Origin of the sequence: Brevibacterium sp. Marseille-P9724, assembly GCF_902500275.1 — a bacterium.
Classification (GTDB): Bacteria; Actinomycetota; Actinomycetes; order Actinomycetales; family Brevibacteriaceae; genus Brevibacterium.
In genome coordinates, this window is the sequence record NZ_LR722991.1 from 248740 (window position 1) to 265629 (window position 16890).

General features: G+C 62.6%; 19 protein-coding genes. 7 read left to right on the top strand and 12 right to left on the bottom strand.

What is annotated here, in order from left to right:
* Nucleotides 1-125: 125 nt before the first annotated feature.
* The 3 genes from GC119_RS03950 to GC119_RS03960 all read right to left on the bottom strand — a co-directional run bounded on the left by GC119_RS03950 (nt 126) and on the right by GC119_RS03960 (nt 1978).
* Nucleotides 126-392, bottom strand: coding sequence for a glutaredoxin family protein (locus GC119_RS03950; RefSeq protein ID WP_151952487.1), 267 nt, complete (start codon nt 390-392; stop codon nt 126-128).
* 130 nt (nt 393-522) lie between these two features.
* Nucleotides 523-621 (bottom strand): 30S ribosomal protein bS22, encoded by a 99-nt coding sequence (locus GC119_RS03955; RefSeq protein ID WP_019174583.1) that lies wholly within the window; start codon nt 619-621, stop codon nt 523-525.
* Nucleotides 622-781: 160 nt separating this feature from the next.
* Complete coding sequence (locus tag GC119_RS03960) at nt 782-1978, bottom strand: acetoin utilization protein AcuC (RefSeq protein WP_193215609.1); 1197 nt, start codon at nt 1976-1978, stop codon at nt 782-784.
* 120 nt (nt 1979-2098) lie between these two features.
* Between GC119_RS03960 and GC119_RS03965 the strand changes: the two genes are divergently transcribed.
* A complete protein-coding gene (locus GC119_RS03965; RefSeq protein ID WP_151952488.1) occupies nt 2099-3505 on the top strand; it encodes a TrkH family potassium uptake protein in 1407 nt (468 codons plus the stop codon).
* Nucleotides 3498-4175, top strand: coding sequence for a potassium channel family protein (locus tag GC119_RS03970; RefSeq protein WP_070573341.1), 678 nt, complete (start codon nt 3498-3500; stop codon nt 4173-4175). The genes GC119_RS03965 and GC119_RS03970 overlap by 8 nt, the downstream gene beginning before the upstream one ends.
* 55 nt (nt 4176-4230) lie before the next feature.
* On the opposite strand, the gene proC is transcribed toward GC119_RS03970, so the two are convergent.
* The 3 genes from proC to GC119_RS03985 are packed head-to-tail and all read right to left on the bottom strand — an operon-like array spanning nt 4231 to nt 7053.
* Nucleotides 4231-5058 (bottom strand): pyrroline-5-carboxylate reductase, encoded by an 828-nt coding sequence (gene proC, locus GC119_RS03975; protein ID WP_151952489.1) that lies wholly within the window; start codon nt 5056-5058, stop codon nt 4231-4233.
* 27 nt (nt 5059-5085) lie between these two features.
* A complete protein-coding gene (locus GC119_RS03980; RefSeq protein ID WP_083318848.1) occupies nt 5086-5997 on the bottom strand; it encodes a sugar phosphate isomerase/epimerase family protein in 912 nt (303 codons plus the stop codon).
* Nucleotides 5998-6042: 45 nt separating this feature from the next.
* Nucleotides 6043-7053 (bottom strand): Ppx/GppA phosphatase family protein, encoded by a 1011-nt coding sequence (locus tag GC119_RS03985; RefSeq protein WP_070573496.1) that lies wholly within the window; start codon nt 7051-7053, stop codon nt 6043-6045.
* 37 nt (nt 7054-7090) lie between these two features.
* Here GC119_RS03985 and GC119_RS03990 point away from each other — a divergent pair, with 37 nt between their 5' ends.
* Entirely contained in the window at nt 7091-7294 is a 204-nt protein-coding gene (locus GC119_RS03990; RefSeq protein WP_151952490.1) for a hypothetical protein, read from the top strand.
* A gap of 13 nt (nt 7295-7307) precedes the next feature.
* Here the strand turns inward: GC119_RS03990 and GC119_RS03995 are convergent, their stop codons facing one another.
* The 5 genes from GC119_RS03995 to GC119_RS04015 all read right to left on the bottom strand — a co-directional run bounded on the left by GC119_RS03995 (nt 7308) and on the right by GC119_RS04015 (nt 12861).
* Complete coding sequence (locus tag GC119_RS03995; RefSeq protein WP_070573335.1) at nt 7308-8213, bottom strand: polysaccharide deacetylase family protein; 906 nt, start codon at nt 8211-8213, stop codon at nt 7308-7310.
* Between the two features lie 142 nt (nt 8214-8355).
* Nucleotides 8356-9147, bottom strand: a complete 792-nt coding sequence (locus GC119_RS04000; protein WP_070573333.1) for an enoyl-CoA hydratase/isomerase family protein — start codon at nt 9145-9147, stop codon at nt 8356-8358.
* A 103-nt stretch (nt 9148-9250) separates the two neighbouring features.
* Complete coding sequence (locus tag GC119_RS04005) at nt 9251-10372, bottom strand: bifunctional 2-methylcitrate synthase/citrate synthase (protein WP_070776562.1); 1122 nt, start codon at nt 10370-10372, stop codon at nt 9251-9253.
* Nucleotides 10369-11274, bottom strand: a complete 906-nt coding sequence (gene prpB / locus GC119_RS04010; RefSeq protein ID WP_151952491.1) for a methylisocitrate lyase — start codon at nt 11272-11274, stop codon at nt 10369-10371. Before prpB ends, GC119_RS04005 begins: the two co-directional genes overlap by 4 nt.
* Before the next feature lie 90 nt (nt 11275-11364).
* Nucleotides 11365-12861 carry an MmgE/PrpD family protein gene (locus GC119_RS04015; RefSeq protein ID WP_070776563.1) on the bottom strand — a complete coding sequence of 499 codons (1497 nt, stop codon included), beginning with the start codon at nt 12859-12861 and terminating at the stop codon, nt 11365-11367.
* Nucleotides 12862-13123: 262 nt separating this feature from the next.
* Here GC119_RS04015 and nadC point away from each other — a divergent pair, with 262 nt between their 5' ends.
* The 4 genes from nadC (at nt 13124) to GC119_RS04035 (ending at nt 16194) form a co-directional block, all read left to right on the top strand.
* Nucleotides 13124-14026 (top strand): carboxylating nicotinate-nucleotide diphosphorylase, encoded by a 903-nt coding sequence (gene nadC / locus GC119_RS04020; RefSeq protein WP_151952492.1) that lies wholly within the window; start codon nt 13124-13126, stop codon nt 14024-14026.
* Between the two features lie 61 nt (nt 14027-14087).
* A complete protein-coding gene (locus GC119_RS04025; protein WP_151952493.1) occupies nt 14088-14624 on the top strand; it encodes a DUF4916 domain-containing protein in 537 nt (178 codons plus the stop codon).
* Nucleotides 14625-14669: 45 nt separating this feature from the next.
* Nucleotides 14670-15311 (top strand): hypothetical protein, encoded by a 642-nt coding sequence (locus GC119_RS04030; RefSeq protein WP_151952494.1) that lies wholly within the window; start codon nt 14670-14672, stop codon nt 15309-15311.
* A gap of 145 nt (nt 15312-15456) precedes the next feature.
* On the top strand, nt 15457-16194 hold the full coding sequence (locus tag GC119_RS04035; protein WP_070776628.1) for a VIT family protein: 738 nt from the start codon (nt 15457-15459) through the stop codon (nt 16192-16194).
* Nucleotides 16195-16306: 112 nt separating this feature from the next.
* Here the strand turns inward: GC119_RS04035 and GC119_RS04040 are convergent, their stop codons facing one another.
* On the bottom strand, nt 16307-16795 hold the full coding sequence (locus GC119_RS04040) for an NINE protein (RefSeq protein ID WP_070776567.1): 489 nt from the start codon (nt 16793-16795) through the stop codon (nt 16307-16309).
* Nucleotides 16796-16890 lie beyond the last annotated feature (95 nt).

Below are 16890 nucleotides of genomic sequence, written 5' to 3' on the forward strand. Positions count from 1 at the left end.
CTTTCAAGCTCACCGGACTCCCGTGAGCACAACGGCGCCCCAGCGCTGTTTCATTCCCGTTTGGCGCCACGGCTGTCAGCCGCACCGCCCTGATCATCGGCCCGAACCGACAGTGCCGCGGCCACTCAGCCGCGTTCGTGTGCCGCACGCAGAGCCTGCGCGAACCGGTGTGGGTCCACGCGGTGGAAGCTGTGCTGGCGGCCGTTGATGAGAACGACTGGAACATCCCAGTCGTATTTGGCCTGCAGCTGCGCATCGGAATCGATGTCCACCACGCTCAGCTGCACATCGATCTGTTCTGGCAGGTCAGCGAGCACACTGTCGACGACTCCCCGCGCAGTGTCGCACAGACCGCAGTCGCTACGGGTGAGGAACTGAACTTGGACGCCCATATGAGCCTTCCCGCACTGCCCCGGGCGCCAGCCCGGAGCACAGCGCGTCATCGGTGCGGAAAGAATTCCGCACCGGTTCATTCAGCACGAAACCCCGCCGGATCGCTTCGACGGGGGCGTGCGGAATTGATTACTTCTTGTTGCGGCGCTGGTGGCGGGTCTTGCGAAGCAGCTTGCGGTGCTTCTTCTTGGACATACGCTTACGACGCTTCTTGACTACCGAACCCACGTTCTACCCTCGCGATTCCGACGATTCCCCCGCTTACAGCGGGCTGACTTAACCGCTCAATCCTAACGGGCAACCCTGCAGAAACCCAAACTTCAACAACCGGCCATATGAACTCGGTGCCAGCGGTCTGGTATAAGGGCCCGCGCCGTGGACCGCGCGCTCAATCGTAGTAGGCGTCCAAACCGTAGAACGGGAAGATGTTCTTGCGCGTGCTCATGACAGTGCGGTCGAGGTCGGATTCGGGATCGTAGCCGCGCTCCCAGGCGGGGAATTCAGCATCTGTGCCGTCGGTCATCCGCTTGGGCGCATCGCGGCCGGTGAGGCTGTAGACGTAGTCGCGCCAGCGGTCCGGCATTTCCGTTGCCGGCTTCAGTTCGATGCCGCCTGCGATCGCCACGAGATTGGTCCATGCGCGCGGGACCACGTCGATGATGGCGTAGCCTCCGCCGCCGACGGCCAGCCATTTGCCGTCCGCGTGCTCTTCGGCGAGGTCACGCACCCATTCGGAGGCTCGACGCATAGCGTCAACCGAGAGCCGCAGGTGCGTCAGCGGGTCCAGATTGTGCCCGTCGCAGCCGTGTTGAGAGACGATCGCCTGCGGTTTGAATTCGCGGATCACCTGGGGAACAACACCGTCGAGCGCACGCAGCCAGTCGGCGTCCACAGTGCGCGGCGGCAGGGCGATGTTGACCGCGCTGGCTGCGGCTTTCATCCCGCCGATCTCGGATGCGTAGCCGGTGCCGGGGAACAGGAAGCGGCCGTTTTCATGCAGGCTGATGGTGAGCACACGAGGGTCGTCCCAGAAGAAGTGCTCGGTGCCGTCACCGTGGTGGGCGTCGAGGTCGAGGTAGACCACGCGCTCGTACCCGGCGTCCAGAAGCTCTTGAATTGCCGCCGCGCAGTCGTTGTAGACGCAGAACCCGGCAGCTTTGCCGGGCATTGCGTGGTGCATTCCACCACAGAAGTTGACCGCGCGGTTGTACCGGCCGGAGGCAATTGCCCTGGCCGCTTCGACACTGGCCTGAAAGAGCCTGCCGGAGGCTTCGTGAATCTGGTCAAAGCGGGGGACGTCTTCCGTGCCGACCCCGTAGGTCTGCTGGTCTTCTTCCGAGATCGAGGCGGAAGCCCCGGCCGCTTTGACGGCGTCGATGAATTCCCGAGTGTGCAGGCGGGCGAGCGCTTCCTCGTCGACCTGCGGCACGGACTGGATGTGGATATTGGAGGCGTCGAACAGGCCGAAGTCCTGCGACAGCTTCGCCGTCAAGTCAAGCCGCAGCGGGTGCATGGGGTGGTGCGGACCGAAATTGTATTCGGTGAGGGATTCATCCCACATCACCAAAACTTCTTCTCTGCTCATACCCGTACTGTAGCCAAACGTGATCCGGTTCACTCACAGAGGCTCACCCCAATATTCGCTCCCAGGCTGCTTGCGCTGTTTTCCCGCGTGCGCGCACGCGGGTGAGTATGCTGGCTGACTGTGAGGAAGAACGGCAAGAACAAGCGCGAACTGCTGGCAACGGCAGCGCTGCCGGCGCGAGCTGCGCGCGACTTTGTCGACAGGGTTGCCGAACAGTCCCCCGCCAGGCTGGCAATGGGCGCGTTCGTCGTCGTCATCATATTCTTCACCGCGCTTCTGTGCTTGCCGGCAGCCCACCGGGACCCCGCGGACTTTTCGTTCGCCAACAGCCTGTTTGTTGCCACCTCGGCCGTGTGCGTTACGGGTCTGACCCCGGTGACCCTGCACGAATACTTTTCGAACTTCGGCCTGGTCATCATCGCCGCCGGCGTGCAGGTCGGCGGTATGGGCATTCTGACTATCGCTTCGATGCTGGGCATGCTCATCTCCAAGAAGCTCGGGGTGCGCCAGCGGCTCATCGCAGCTCAGGCGACGAACACGTTCAAACTCGGTCAGATGGGCACCCTGCTGCGCACCGTCATCAGCACGGTGCTCATTGTCGAGACGATCGTGTTCTTCGGACTGCTCATCGGCTTTCTTCGCCGCGGTGAACAGCTGGGCCAAGCGGCGGCCTCCGCAGCTTTCTATGCTATTTCGACCTACAACAATGCGGGCTTTGCCATTCACGATTCGGGCATGATCGCCTTCTCCGACGACTACTGGATCGTCTCCACAGTGATGTTCTCCGCTTTTGTGGGCTCACTGGGCTTCCCGGTGGTGCTCATCATGGGAGTCCTGTGGAACCGCCCCCGCCAGTGGGATCTGCACACCAAGCTCACACTCACGACCTCGCTCATTCTGCTGGCCGTCGGCAGCGTTCTCATAGCTATCTTCGAGTGGGGCAACGAAAAGACGCTAGCGGGCACCGGAATCGTCAACTACGCGTTCCAGTCTGCTTTCATGTCGCTGACCGCGCGGTCTTTGGGTATGAACACCGTCGACGTCGCATCCATGTCAGATGCCAGCCACTTGGCACTCGACGTTCTCATGTTCATCGGCGGCGGCTCTTCGTCTACCGCCGGGGGCATCAAAGTCACCACCCTTGCGGTGCTCGTGCTGGCCGCCTGGGCGGAAGCGCGCGGCGCCCGGGACGCTGTTGCCTTCAAGCGGCGCATCGACCCGTCGGCTGTTCGCCTGGCGATCTCCGTGACGATTGCAGGGTTCATCATCGTGATCGGCGGAACCATGGCGATGCTGGCCATGACCCACGAAGACCTCGATGACGCCCTCATGGACGTAATCTCTGCCTTCGGCACGTGCGGGCTGTCCTCCGGGTTCACTGAGAGGGCACCAGAACCGGCGCTGTACATTCTGAGCCTGCTCATGTTCCTGGGCCGACTGGGTACTATCTCCCTGGCGGCCGCACTGTCACAGCGCGACTCGCTGACTCATTTCCGCCACCCGGAAGAAAGGCCGATCATTGGCTAAGCGCAAACAGAAGACCGACAACTCGTCGGTGCTGGTGGTCGGTCTTGGCCGCTTCGGCGCGTCGACTGCCGAAAACCTGATGAAGCTCGGCAGGCAGGTGCTGGCTGTCGAAAGAGACCCGGGCAAGGTAGCGGAATTCGCAGGCAAGCTCACCCACGTTGTCGAAGCCGATGCCACCAACCTCGAGGCCCTGCGCCAGCTGGGAGCCGAAGACTTTTCAACCGCCGTGGTCGGCATCGGAACCTCGATCGAGGCGTCGGTGCTGACCACCGCTAACCTCGTCGACATTGGAATCGGGCAGGTGTGGGCGAAGGCCATCTCGAATTCTCACGGCAAGATTCTGCACCGGATCGGCGCCGAACACGTGCTCTACCCGGAATCTGAGGCGGGAGCTCGCGTAGCCCACCTGGTGTCATCGCGCATGCTCGACTATATCGAGTTCGACGACGGGCACTTTGCGGTCGTCAAAATGCGCCCGCCGAAAGAAGTGCAGGGCTTCACGCTGGGTGAATCAAAGATCCGCGATGACTACGGCGTCACGGTCGTGGGCGTCAAATCGCCCGGCCGCGACTTCACCTACGCCGAACCCAGTTCGCGCATCGGCGAACACGATGTGCTCATCGTCGCAGGCCACGTCGAGCTGCTGGGCCGTTTCGCCGGGCGGCCTTAGACGGCTCTGCGACCGTCGGCAGCGAACCGGCCGGTGGGCCTGTGCAGCTTCCCAGTCAGCTGTTTTCGCGCTCCATTGCGGCGGCCTTGTCAGCTGCGGCCCGTGCCGCGCGGACGACGCTCTGTTCGAAGCCGTCGGCTTCAAAGGAGTCAACCGCGGCGGCAGTTGTGCCGCCGGGGTGGGCAACGGCCCGGCGCAGCTTCGCAGGATCGGGGTCGGCTGCCAGCAGCAGACCCGCCCCTTCTGCAGTGGCGACGGCCATGCGGCGCGCTGTGTCTTCATCCAGGCCGAGTTCTTGACCTGCGGCAATGAGCTTTTCTGCCAGCAGGAAGAAATAGGCCACCCCGGAACCTGAAATGCCGATCATGCCGCCGATTGCCGATTCGGGCACCGTGAAGACCTCACCGGCACCCGACAGGAGCCTCGTAAGAGCTGCAGTCTGCTCTTGCGACATCGTGTTGTCCGGTGACACCGCGATGACGCCCTTGCCGATCGCAGAAGGGGTGTTCGGCATAATCCGCGCAATGGGGTTGTTCGGGAAGGCTTCGGCCAGTGTGTCCAGCGAAACCCCCGCGGCCATGGACACAATGACGGCCTCCTTGGCGAGAGCTTCGGCAAAGCTCGCAGCCGTTTCGCGGATTGCCCACGGCTTGACTCCCAGGAAGACGAAGTCTGCAGCGGCGGCTGCATCGGCGTTGGCGCTCTCGCTGTCTTCGGTCGCGTTCGCCTCAATTCCGAGGTCCTGTGTGAGCCGATCGGCCGATGCGCGCGAATGTGTGGTTGCGCGGACGCTCTCAGCATTGAGCGCATCTGTGCTCAACATTCCCTTCAGCAGGGAAGATCCCATGCTTCCCGCTCCGATGATGGAGACTGTCACAGCCATTTCTGCTCCTTTTCTTCTGTCGCCGTGCTAGCAGCCAAGCCCCAGGTGCTGCCGGGTGAAAGCCAAAGATTCCGCCAGCATGTCCATGCGCGTGGACTTTTTGCGCGCAAAGCGCGTGTTGACTTCAATGACCGCTTCGCCAGACCAGTTGACCTTAGCCAAGTACTGCAGGCACTCTTTGACCGGCATTTTTCCGCGCCCGGGCACCAGGTGTTCGTCCATGAGGGAGCCCGCGCCGTCGGTCACGTGGAGCACGCGCACGCGATCGTGGATCTGCTGCAGGGTCTCCAGGGCGTTCATTCCCGCCGTCGATGCGTGTGAGAAGTCAAACGTCATATTGTCGTAGTCTTCGTCCAGCGGGTTCCAGTCCGGATAGTAGATCTGCAGTTCGCGCACACCGGCTCGCCACGGGTACATGTTCTCCACCGCCAGGCGCACACCGGTTTCGTGTGACAGTCGGCGCACTCCGTCGACGAAGCCGCGCGCATAGTCTCCCTGCCAGCGAAACGGCGGGTGCAGAACAACCGTTTCGGCCCCAACGTCGAGCGCGAGCTTCGCGGTCAGGCGCAGCTTTTCCCAGTTGTCTTTGTGCATCACCCGCGGCAGCAGCAGAAGCGTCGGAGCGTGCAGCGACAGCACCGGCAGGCCCGTGCGCTGAGCGTATTCGAGGATGTGCGAGGCACTCTGCGTACCCGGATTGTCGGTGATCATGATCTCGACACCGTCGTAGCCCAGTGCAGCCGCCGTTTCGAAGGTGTTCTCCACTGTCATGGGGTACACCGAGGATGACGAAAGTCCCACGCGGATCCGTCCGTCAGAGGTGTGCACTGCGCCGTACTCGTACACGGGATTGTTCTCAAAATAGGCGCGGTGGCGCAGGGAATCTGCGCGAGCGCGGTTCTTCTTCGTGAACGCCTTACGAGGTGTTTTGTCTGTCACGCTTTCAGTTTAGGCGCACCCGGCTGACCCGGTCAGACCACTCCGTTAGACATCGGCACCGTGCTTGCCGTTGGTAGTCGTGGGGGTTTCGTCGCCGTCGAGCGTTTGGCGCACAGAGACGGGCTCTGCGGTGTCCAGCAGGTCCAGTTGGCGCATGATGATGCCTTCGCGCAGCGCCCAAGGCGAAATCGCCATCTTCTCGACTCCGAAGATGGTGAAAGCCGCATCCGCAACAATCGCGCCGGCAAGCACCTGGCCGCCGCGGTTCTCGGACACTCCTGGCAGGTCGGCCCGCTGGGCGGGTGTGCGCGATGCAAGTTCCTCGATTATCCGGGGCATGTCTTTTGCGTGCAGGTAGCGCGGGGCGTAGATGCCGTGGCTCGACGGTGCCGCTCCGGCAATGCGGGCCAGGGAGCGGAAGGTCTTGGATGAGCCGACTATCTGGTCGGGTTTGCCCACTCGGTTGATCTGGCCGGCGACCTTGCCGATTGTGTGGCGGGCGTGCCTGCGCAGCTGCGCGATTTCGTCGGGGTTGGGAAGTTCGTGGTTCAGGTAGTGGTTGAGCATACGGCCTGCACCCAGCGGCACCGAGACTGCCGCATCGGGGTATTCGTCTGTTCCGGCGGCCAGTTCGAACGATCCTCCGCCGATGTCCATCATCAGGATCTTGCCAGCTGACCATCCGAACCAGCGGCGGACCGCCAGGAAGGTGATGCGCGCTTCGTCCTGCCCGGACATGACGTTGAGGATCAGGCCGGTCTGTTCGTGAATCTTGTCGATGAGCTTCTGCCCGTTGGGGGCTTCGCGCAGGGCCGATGTGGCAAAGGCCAGAATTCGCTCCGCGCCCTGTTCTTCTGCTTCGACAATGGCTTCGCGGCAGAAGTGCAGCAGCCTGTTGGCCCCGTATTTCGACAGCGAACCGTCGTCTTTGAGATGTTCGGCCAGCCGCAGAACTTCCTTGTGGGATGAGGCCGGAAGCGGCGGGGCACCTTCGTGGGCGTCGACCACCAGCAGGTGAATGCTGTTGGATCCGATGTCGAGAACGGCTAAGCGCATGGTCTGCATCTTACCGCGCGGTCCTATTATCGGAGGTATGCAGAACACCCGAGCCCCGTGGATTACGGCGACTTTCATTATGACCGTTGCTGCGGTTGTGTTCTCCCGCCTGCCTCAGCTGCATGATCTGCGGCTGTATTTTCTGATTGCCGCGCTGGCGTTCTTCTTGGCCGGGCTCGTCATGGCCGGCCGCTCGCTGCGCGAGGCCTGGGCCCGCAGACGCAGCCAGCGGCGGCGCTGACGCAAGCTTCAGATCACCACATGGGCGGACGCTGCTCGCCGTCGTACGGGAAGCGGTCACGGAAGTCTGCGGCTATTGTCTGCATGTCGACAAAGCGCACGCCCTCGTGACCGCCGATGTAGTCGATCAGCCGTTCGAGCATGAGCAGCACCTGCGGGCGACCGGCGACGTCCGGGTGGAGCGTGATCGGGAAGATGGCGTAGTCCAGTTCGCGGTAGATCCAGTCGAACTGGTCTTTCCACAGCTCTTCGATCGACCTGGGGTTGACGAAGCCGTGGGAATTGGGGCTGCCCTTGATGAACATCATGGGCGGGAGGTCGTCAACGTACCAGTTGGCCGGAATCTCTACGAGGTCTACCGACTTGCCGTATTCCAAGGGCACCATCCATTCGGATGCCTGCTTGGAGTAGTCGATCTTCGTCCACTTCTCACCCGTCCGCGCGTAATAGGGAACGAAGTCGCCGTGGCTCTGTGAGTGGTCGTAGTCGAGGCCGAACTCCAGCAGCAGCTCAGCTGTGCGCTCTGACATTTCCCACCAGGGAGCAACATAGCCCTTCGGCTGTTGTCCGGCGAGCTTGGCCAGAACCTCCAGGGAGCGCTCCATGACGTCGCGTTCCTGCTGAGCGGTCATGTCCACCGGGTTTTCGTGGCTGTAGCCGTGCGCACCGATTTCGTGTCCGGCGTCGACGATCATTTTGACCTGTTCGGGGAAGGTCTCGGCGGAATGGCCGGGCACAAACCAGGTTGCGGGCAGTTCTCGCCGAGTGAGCATCTTCAGCAGGCGGGGAACCCCGATTTCACCGGCGTAGATGCCACGCTGAATGTCGTTCGGCGAATCCTGCCCACCGTAGGATCCAAGCCAACCGGATACAGCGTCGATGTCGATGCCGAAGCTGACCAGAATATCTTTCTTCGCCATGGGGCCTCCCTTCGCCCACCGGCAGAACCGCTGGTGAGCTAGTTCTGTCTGACGGGCGGCTGCCCGCCAGCGTCCGACTCCTGAGAGCCGGTTCACTTCAAGTATGACACCGGCGCAGCCCTGGGCGGGAGAGTCTGTCGGCTCAGTCGGGGAAGTCTGTTCGGCTTATGCTGAAATCGGGGCGGCGACGCTCGAAGAACGCTTCCTGTCCCCTGCTGATTTCCTTCGCATAGCTTTCAGCCAGCCAGCCACCCTCGGCAGCCGTGAGGTGATCACCGCGCAGAATCCGCTTGGCCGCGGTCTGCGACAGAGCCGAACGGCCCGCAATCGTCTTCGCCTTCTCAACTGCCGTGGCCAGTGGGTCTTCGGAGACTTCGTGGAAGAAGCCCAGGTTGTTCATCCGGTCGAAGTCGACGATGTCTGCCGTCAGCAGAATGTAGCGGGCAAAGGACTCCCCCAGAACAGCTGCGAGCCTGCGCGTGGGTCCAGGCGGGTAGACGAGTCCCAGGCGGCCGGCCGTCACACCGTAGATCGAGCCGGGTTTGGCGATCCGCACATCGCACGCGGCTGCGATTTCTGTGCCGCCGCCCACGCAGTTGCCCTCAATCGCTGCAATCGTCGGAATGTCGACGTTCTCAACAGCGGCTTCCGCATTCGCGTTGGTGTTCCAGAACTCCTGCAGCGGCACGTTGAGGTCGTTGATGTCAGAACCGGCCGAGAAATGGCCGCCGGCGCCGGTGATGATGAGCACTGACACCTTTGGGTCGGCGTCGATGGCCGAGACGATTCCCGGCAGCGCCAACCACATTTCACGCGACAGGGCGTTGCGCTTTTCCGGCCGGGAGATGGTCAGTGTGGCAATGCCGTCTTCAACGCCGTATTCAAAGCCCTCAACCAGGGGGATATCTGCGGGGGTGGGCTGCTGATCTGTCATTTCTCTCCTCTGTTTGGCCGGTTCTGTGTGTGCGAAAGATGCCAATACGCACACGAGGCGGAGCCCAGAAAAGCCGGACTCCGCCTCGGTTGTGCTGCTTATGTCAGCGGTCGGTGGGAACCTCGCGCTGGTCGTAGCCGGAGTAGGCCGACAGCGGGCGGATCAGAGCGTTGTTGGCGGTCTGCTCCATGATGTGTGCCGTCCAGCCGGTGATGCGGGCCATGACGAAGATGGGCGTGAACTGTTCGGTGTCGAAGCCCATCAGGTGGTAGGCCGGGCCCGACGGGTAGTCGAGGTTCGGGTAGATGCCCTTGCGGGACACGAACTCTTCTTCGAAGGTGTTGTAGAGGTCGAGCAGTTCGTCAGCACCCTTGACTTTGACCATGTCTTCAAACGCTGCGCGCATGGTGGGAACGCGCGAATCGCCGTTCTTGTACACGCGGTGGCCGAAGCCCATGATCTTCTGCTTGTTGGCAAGCGCGTTGTCAATGTATTCGGAGGCCTTGTCAGCCGTGCCGACTTCGGCCAGGGTCGCCATGACAGCTTCGTTTGCACCGCCGTGCAGAGCGCCCTTCAGTGCTCCGATGGCACCGGCGACCGAGGAGTGCATGTCCGAGGTCGTCGAGGTGATGACGCGGGCGGTGAAGGTCGAAGCGTTGAAGGAGTGCTCGGCGTAGAGGATGAGCGAAATGTCGAAGCAGCGAACAACTTCCTTCGCCGGAACTTCGCCGAAGACCATGTGGAAGAAGTTCTCCGCGTAGGTCAGGTCTTCCTTCGGGGCGATCGGGTCGAGCCCGTGGCGGCGGCGGTGGTCAATGGCCACGACGGTCGGCAGCTGGGCGTAGAGGCGTTCGGCCTTCGCGCGGTCGGCTTCTGGGCTGTTGTCTTCCGCCTGGGGGTCGACAGCACCGAGGTAGGCCACCGCGGTCTGCACCACGTGCATGGGGTGGGTGTCCTTCGGCAGACCCAGGATGAGGTCGACCAGCTTGGGGTCGATGTCGCGCTGGCTGCGTTCGCGCTCGGTGAACTCAGCGAGCTGTTCGGCAGTCGGCAGTTCGCCGTTCCAGATGAGGTAGGCGACTTCCTCAAAGCTGCAGTTGGCGGCCAGTTCCTGCACCGGGTAGCCGCGGTAGGTCAGCGAGTTGGTTTCCTGAACGACCTTCGAGATTTCGGTGGTGTCGACGACAACACCGGCCAGGCCCTTCTTGATTTCCTGTTCGGTCACTGGTGACCCTCCTGTGAGAAGTTGAAGACGTGGGCGTCGAACTCGTTGTACGCCGAGTAGTCGATCGTTTCATAGAGGTCAGCACGGGTCTGCATTGTGCTGACGAGGCTTTCCTGCGTGCCTTCGGTGCGGATGACCTGCAGGCCGCGCTTGATGGCGCCCATTGCCAGGCGCAGTGTTGTGACGGGGTAGATGACGAGCTTGACGCCTGCCGATTCGAGCTGCTGCGTGGTGAACAGTTCGCTCTTGCCGAACTCGGTCATATTGGCAAGGATCGGGGCGTCGACGGCCTTGGCGAACTGTTCGAATTCACCGAGGTCGCGCATTGCCTCGGGGAAGATGAGGTCTGCACCGGCGTCGATGTACGCCTTGGCGCGGTCGATTGCGGCGTCCAGGCCCTCACCGGCGCGGGCGTCGGTGCGGGCGCACAGGACGAAGTTTTCGTCGCGGCGACCGCGCACGGCAGCCGAGATGCGCTTGACCATTTCTTCTGTGCTGACGATCTCTTTGCCGTCCAGGTGGCCGCAGCGCTTGGGGTTGACTTGGTCTTCCAGGTGCATGCCGGCGATTCCGGCGTCTTCCATTTCCTGCACCGTGCGGGCGACGTTCATCGCCTCGCCCCAGCCGGTGTCGGCGTCGATGAATGTGGGCAGGTTCGTCACGCTCGAGATTGCGCGGCCGTGTTCTGCGACTTCCGTCAGCGTTGTCAGACCGATGTCGGGCAGGCCTTGGTCAGCGGAGAAAGCACCGCCGGAGATGTAGACGCCTTCGAAGCCCTCCTGCTCGATGATCTGAGCGTTGATCGGGTTGATGGCTCCGGGGAACTGAACGATTTTGTCCCCGGCCAGCAGCCGACGGAACTCTTCGCGGCGTTTGTGCGCCGGGGTGGTTGCTCCAAGCATGTGTTTCCCTTCTGATGGATTCCAGCTAGCGGGTGCGAGCCTGCCGCGCCCGTGTGGACGCGGCAGGCTCGCGTCATCTGCGATCAGAGATCAGAAGATGCCCGATGTGGTGGTCTTCTCCAGGCCGTCGACGACGAACGACAGTTCGCCGATTGCCTTGCCGTCAAGCTCGGCGAGGTTTTCTGCCAGGTCGATGAAGCGCTTCTGTTCGGAGTCCGACACGATGCCCTCGGCGAGCGTGTGGAACTTCTTAATGTAGTCAGCGCGCTCGAACGGACGTGCGCCGTTGGGGTGGGCGTCTGCGACAGCGAGTTCGTCGACCAGGGTCGAACCGTCTTCGAACTCGATTTCCACGCGACCGCCGAATGCCATTTCGTCTGGGTCGGTCGAGTGGTAGCGGCGGGTCCACTCGGGGTCTTCGCGGGTTTCGATCTTGTGCCACAGTTCGACCGTTTCGGGGCGTGCGGCACGTTCCGGTGCGTAGGAATCGTTGTGGTGCCAGCCCTGGTCTTCCATGGCCACGGCGAAGATGTACATGATCGAGTGGTCGAGGGTTTCGCGCGAAGCCTTCGGGTCCATCTTCTGCGGGTCGTTTGCTCCGGTGCCGATCACGTTGTGCGTGTGGTGCGAGGTGTGGATCGTGATCTTCTTGATCTTCGAGAAGTCGTCGATCTGCTTGCCCATCTTGCGGGCGAGGTCGATGAGCGCCTGCGCCTGGTATTCGGCGGAGTGTTCCTTGGTGTAGGTGTCCATGATGGCGCGCTTGGCTTCGCCCTTGCCCGGCAGCGGGACGGTGTAGCGGGCTTCTGGACCGGAGAGGATCCAGGCGATGAAGCCGTCTTCACCTTCGTAGATGGGGTTCGGGGCGCCTTCGCCGCGCATTGCTCGGTCGACCGATTCGATGGCCATCTTTGCGGCGAACGCGGGTGCGTGTGCCTTCCAGGACGAGATTTCGCCCTTGCGCGACTGGCGGGTGGCAGTGGTCACGTGCAGTGCCTGGCCGATGGCCTGGAAGATGACTTCTTTGTCCAGGTGGAGCATGGCGCCGATGCCGGCTGCCGATGCGACGCCGAGGTGTGCGACGTGGTCGATTTTGTGTTCGTGCAGGCAGATGCCCTTGACCAGGTCGACCTGCATTTCGTATGCGGTCGCGATGCCGTTGATGAGGTCCTTGCCGCCGATTCCCTTGTGCTGGGCGACTGCGAGGACAGCCGGGATGTTGTCGCCGGGGTGCGAGTAGTCCTTCGCGAGGAAAGTGTCGTGGAAGTCGAGTTCGCGCACGGCTACGCCGTTGGCCCATGCCGCCCATTCGGGAGACACGCGGTAGTCGGTTGCTAGGCCGAAGATGTTGGCACCGGGGGCCAGTCTGTGCGGCATTGCCTGTTCGCGGGCCGAGGTCGGGGCCTTGCGGTGGACCGATGCGGCGGCAACTGCGGCGTTGTCGATGACGCGGTTGATGACCATGTCCTGGACGTCGGCGTCGACCGGAACCGGGTCGACTGCAACTTCGGCCATCTTGTAGGCCAGCTGGTCTTCGTGGGCCAGCTTTTCGGTGCTCTTGTACGTGCGTACTTCGTGGTTGATCATGGGTTCTCCTCTGTGGTTGACCATGGTCGCGAAGGTGCGCGGGCGCGCACCCCGAAAGTATCTTGATATCAAGATAAGTCTAGCGTGACCGACTGCTCGCTGTGCAACCGGCCACACTGTTTGTCCTAGGTCTCACTCTGCGGACATGCTCGAGCTTATGTTCCGAGCAGATCCCGTAGTCTGCCTGTGGTTGCCCGAAACACCCCGACTGCACATTCCCGCCCGCCGCCCAGCGGCCAGCCAGCGTCGAAAGGAAGCCCGAATGACACCGACCACCGCCATCAGCCGCCTCGAACTGCGCAGGCTGATCGACCGTTCCTTTGTCGAAGACGCACCCGCCGGGGACATCACGGCACAGACGTTCATCCCGGAGTCTGCTCTTTTCACCGGTGTTGTGTCCGCCCGCGAACCGGGCGTGATGGCAGACGGGGGCGTTTTCGCCGAAGTCATGAAGGCGGCTGCGGAGGAAAGCCGGACTGCGCCCGTTGAAGTTGAGGTGCTTGTTGCCGATGGGCAGGAGTTCGCTGCCGGTGACCACCTGATCCGCATGTCCGGGCCGGCCCGCGCGGTGCTTCTGGGCGAGCGCCTGGGGCTGAACCTGCTGCAGCGCATGTGCGCGATTGCCGCTGCCACCAAAAAGTTCACTGACGAGGCGCAGCGCGGCTTTGCGCGCAGCTCACGGCGGCAGGGCTCGGTGCGGGTGGCCGACACCCGCAAGACAACACCGGGGCTGCGGTTCCTGGAACGGTACGCAGTGCGCTGCGGCGGTGGGCACAATCACCGCCGCGGACTGTCTGATGCCGTGATGCTCAAAGACAATCACCTGTCGCTGCTGGGCGAAGGGGACGCGCTCACACAAGCACTGCGCGAAGGCATCGCCGAGCTTGGCCACACTGTGCACGTTGAGGTCGAAGTGGATCGAAGGGAGCAGATCGAGCCGGTTGTCGCAGCGGGCGTAGACACCATCATGCTTGATAACTTCACCCCCGAACAGCTGCGCGAAGGCGTCGAGCAGGTGGCAGGCCGTGCTGTCGTGGAGGCAAGCGGAGGGGTCAATCTGAGCACGATTGCGGACATTGCCGCCACCGGCGTCGACGTCATCTCCGTTGGCGCTCTGACCCACTCGGTCGTCAACCTCGACCTGGGCCTCGACGCGCTGGACTGACGTGGGCCCACTCTGATTGAGAGGGGCTGATCTCAACGGTTTCTGCCGCTACGATTGCCCCATGACGCGCACAGCTCTGGACTACGACGACAACTGGTTCTCAGCAGACGAACTGGCTTACCTGCGCCGCCGACTGCCGATCACCTATGTGCACGCCGTTCCGCTTCTGCTGGGCACGGCAGGCGAAGTCGAGCGCATCGGACTGCTCATGCGCCAATCGGAAGGCCGACTGGGCCGCGAGCTCGTGGGCGGACGCGTCAAGTATCACGAGCCTTTGCGAGCGGCCCTGCAGCGGCACCTCGAAAGTGATCTGAGCCCACTCGCGTTGCCGCGCATACCGGAATCGCTCACCCCGTTCCACGTGGCGGAGTACTTTCCGACAGAGGGCGAATCCCGCTACTACGATCCGCGGCAGCACGCAATTGCGCTGTGCTACACGGTTCCCGTCACCGGCGAATGCCAGCCCAGCCAGGACGCGCTGTCCGTTGACTGGTACACCCCGGCCCAGGCAGTCGCAGACACCGTGGCCGCAGACATGGCGCACGGACAGCACAACATTGTGAAACTCGCTCTGGCCCACTGCGGAGTGCTCCCGTAAGCCGCGGTTCTGCGCAGCGGGCCGCTGCCGATCGGAGAGCTCCAGATGACCTATAACGGTACGGCCTGGTTGACGAGCCGAGAGCCTTTGCAGGTCGATGTGCTCGGACTGACCCTGAGCACACGAATACCAGATTTCGGCAACATGTCAGCTGCGGCGATTCTCCACCCTTTCGAGGACGAGAACGGCCGACCGCTCGAATGGCAGGAGGCTGACAAGACCCTGGGTGCGGACGCAATCGAACTCTCAGCGGGACGGGATCGGTTCTCACCTGCCACCGGAGAACTGGATCAGACTCAAGCGAAGACCCTGCTGCAGATTCTGTGCCCCTTTCGGACATCTGTGCTGCTTGGCTTCAGCGCGGATGTTCTGGTTACCCCGTCCTCACCGCATACCGATATGCATCGCAACGCAGAAGGCCGGATCGTCGCATCTGATCAGCAACTCGTGGCTGCCGGCAGTGAACGGTTCCTCATCCACCAGTTCACTGGTACGGGTCTTGAGCTGATGGAGTCGCTGCGTACAGCTCAGGGGTGGATCGAGTGGCCTGACTTGATGTGGGCAGATGACAGAACCTGGATGCTCGATTCGCATTGGGATGCGCCGTTCACCGTCGTAGCCGCTGACGCGGAGACGATAGACCGCATCTCTTCGTGCTCTGGGCTCGACTCCTTAAAGCTCCGCTGAATGTTCGGATGACTTCTTGACTGGATCAACATCCCCGGTCAGTACACCTCCCGGTATTACGCCCCTGCTGTAAGGCGCACCTAGCCTTTCTTTGGAGCGCCTGTCCTTCGTGGCGAACCGCATCGAAAAGTACGACGCTTATGGCATGACAGAGAAAGCTGCATTCGCAGACCACGTCCAGCGAGACGAACCACACGGCGCTTCAGGCACCGCACAGAAACTCAACTGGCTGCGCGCCGGTGTGCTCGGCGCCAACGACGGCATTGTGTCAGTTGCCGCGGTTGTCGTCGGCGTTGCCGGTGCAACCGCCAACCTCGGCGCTATCGCCACAGCGGGTGCTGCCGCAGTGCTCGGCGGGGCAGTGTCGATGGCGCTGGGTGAATACGTGTCGGTGTACACGCAAAACGACGCAGAGCACGACATGATTGCGCGCGAAAAGCGCGAACTGGCCGAAGATCCAGACGGTGAACTCGAAGAGCTCACGGCCCTCTACCAGGAGCGCGGGCTGTCACGCGAAACAGCGGAAGCCGTTGCACAGGAACTCACGGCGAAGGATGCCCTGCGGGCACACCTGACAATGGAGCTCAACCTCGACGAAGACGATATCGTCAGCCCGTGGCACGCCGCATGGGCATCGTTCTTCGCCTTTCTCGTCGGTGCGATTCTGCCGATGCTCGCCATTCTCCTGCCGCCGCCCGAACTGCGCATCGGCGTCACTGCCGTGGCTACTCTCGTCGCACTCGGCCTCACGGGAGCCCTCGGGGCCAAACTCGGCGGAGGCTCCCCAACCAAGGCTGCCATTCGCGTGGTGATCGGCGGGGCCTTGGCGCTGCTGGTGACCTATCTTGTGGGCGCTTTTCTGGGAACCTCAGTGGGTGTGTAGGTTCCGAACGAGCAGAATCCACCCAGAAACGGTTTGAGCCGCGAACACTGTGTTCGCGGCTCAAACCGTTTTCTTATCCAGCGCAAGGCCGGGCGTGACGATCAGCTGCGCATCAGTTGGGGCGCAGCGGCAGGCCGTTGGAGTCCTTGGCGTTGCCTGCCAGCATGATGATGCCGTCGATGAAGCCCCACAGCGACCCAAAGCCCAGGGTCACGAACGTGACGATCAGCTGGGCAACACCGATGCCGACGTGGCCTGTGTAGAACCGGCCAACACCGAGACCGCCCAGGAGGATGCCGAGCAGGCCGGCAACCAGCTTGGACTTTTCGCTGTAGGGCAGACCCGTGACCGGGTCGTAGCCGTAGGGCGCGCCGGGCGAACCGGGCTGTCCGGGGGCCGCCTGGTATGTGCCGGGCTGACCGGGTGAGCCCTGCTGCCCCTGTCCGGGGTAGCCTGCGCCGGGCTGGCTGTACGAACTGTAGTCTGCCGACTGGTTCGACGGGGCAGCTTCCGGTGCGGGACCCGCATCCGACCCCTGCGAGGTGGTGCCGTCTGCGCTGTTCGGGACGCTGCTGTGGGGGTCGTTGGGCGGCTGAGCCATATTGTCCTCCGTGAATGTGATGTGTGCCTATACAGCAATACCGGTCAACACTGTACCCGGCTTCGCGCTCAGGTTGTCAGAACATGACGGCTGCC

What these genes read in the sequence shown, in the direction of transcription:
- GC119_RS04035 (WP_070776628.1), top strand. Translation starts at nt 15,457, where the DNA reads ATGACAGAGAAAGCTGCATTCGCAGACCACGTCCAGCGAGACGAACCA.
- GC119_RS03995 (WP_070573335.1), bottom strand. Translation starts at nt 8,213, where the DNA reads ATGGCGAAGAAAGATATTCTGGTCAGCTTCGGCATCGACATCGACGCT.
- GC119_RS04025 (WP_151952493.1), top strand. Translation starts at nt 14,088, where the DNA reads ATGACGCGCACAGCTCTGGACTACGACGACAACTGGTTCTCAGCAGAC.
- GC119_RS04000 (WP_070573333.1), bottom strand. Translation starts at nt 9,147, where the DNA reads ATGACAGATCAGCAGCCCACCCCCGCAGATATCCCCCTGGTTGAGGGC.
- GC119_RS03985 (WP_070573496.1), bottom strand. Translation starts at nt 7,053, where the DNA reads ATGCGCTTAGCCGTTCTCGACATCGGATCCAACAGCATTCACCTGCTG.
- GC119_RS03950 (WP_151952487.1), bottom strand. Translation starts at nt 392, where the DNA reads ATGGGCGTCCAAGTTCAGTTCCTCACCCGTAGCGACTGCGGTCTGTGC.
- GC119_RS04015 (WP_070776563.1), bottom strand. Translation starts at nt 12,861, where the DNA reads ATGATCAACCACGAAGTACGCACGTACAAGAGCACCGAAAAGCTGGCC.
- proC (WP_151952489.1), bottom strand. Translation starts at nt 5,058, where the DNA reads ATGGCTGTGACAGTCTCCATCATCGGAGCGGGAAGCATGGGATCTTCC.
- GC119_RS04040 (WP_070776567.1), bottom strand. Translation starts at nt 16,795, where the DNA reads ATGGCTCAGCCGCCCAACGACCCCCACAGCAGCGTCCCGAACAGCGCA.
- GC119_RS04030 (WP_151952494.1), top strand. Translation starts at nt 14,670, where the DNA reads ATGACCTATAACGGTACGGCCTGGTTGACGAGCCGAGAGCCTTTGCAG.
- GC119_RS03990 (WP_151952490.1), top strand. Translation starts at nt 7,091, where the DNA reads ATGCAGAACACCCGAGCCCCGTGGATTACGGCGACTTTCATTATGACC.
- GC119_RS03960 (WP_193215609.1), bottom strand. Translation starts at nt 1,978, where the DNA reads ATGAGCAGAGAAGAAGTTTTGGTGATGTGGGATGAATCCCTCACCGAA.
- nadC (WP_151952492.1), top strand. Translation starts at nt 13,124, where the DNA reads ATGACACCGACCACCGCCATCAGCCGCCTCGAACTGCGCAGGCTGATC.
- prpB (WP_151952491.1), bottom strand. Translation starts at nt 11,274, where the DNA reads ATGCTTGGAGCAACCACCCCGGCGCACAAACGCCGCGAAGAGTTCCGT.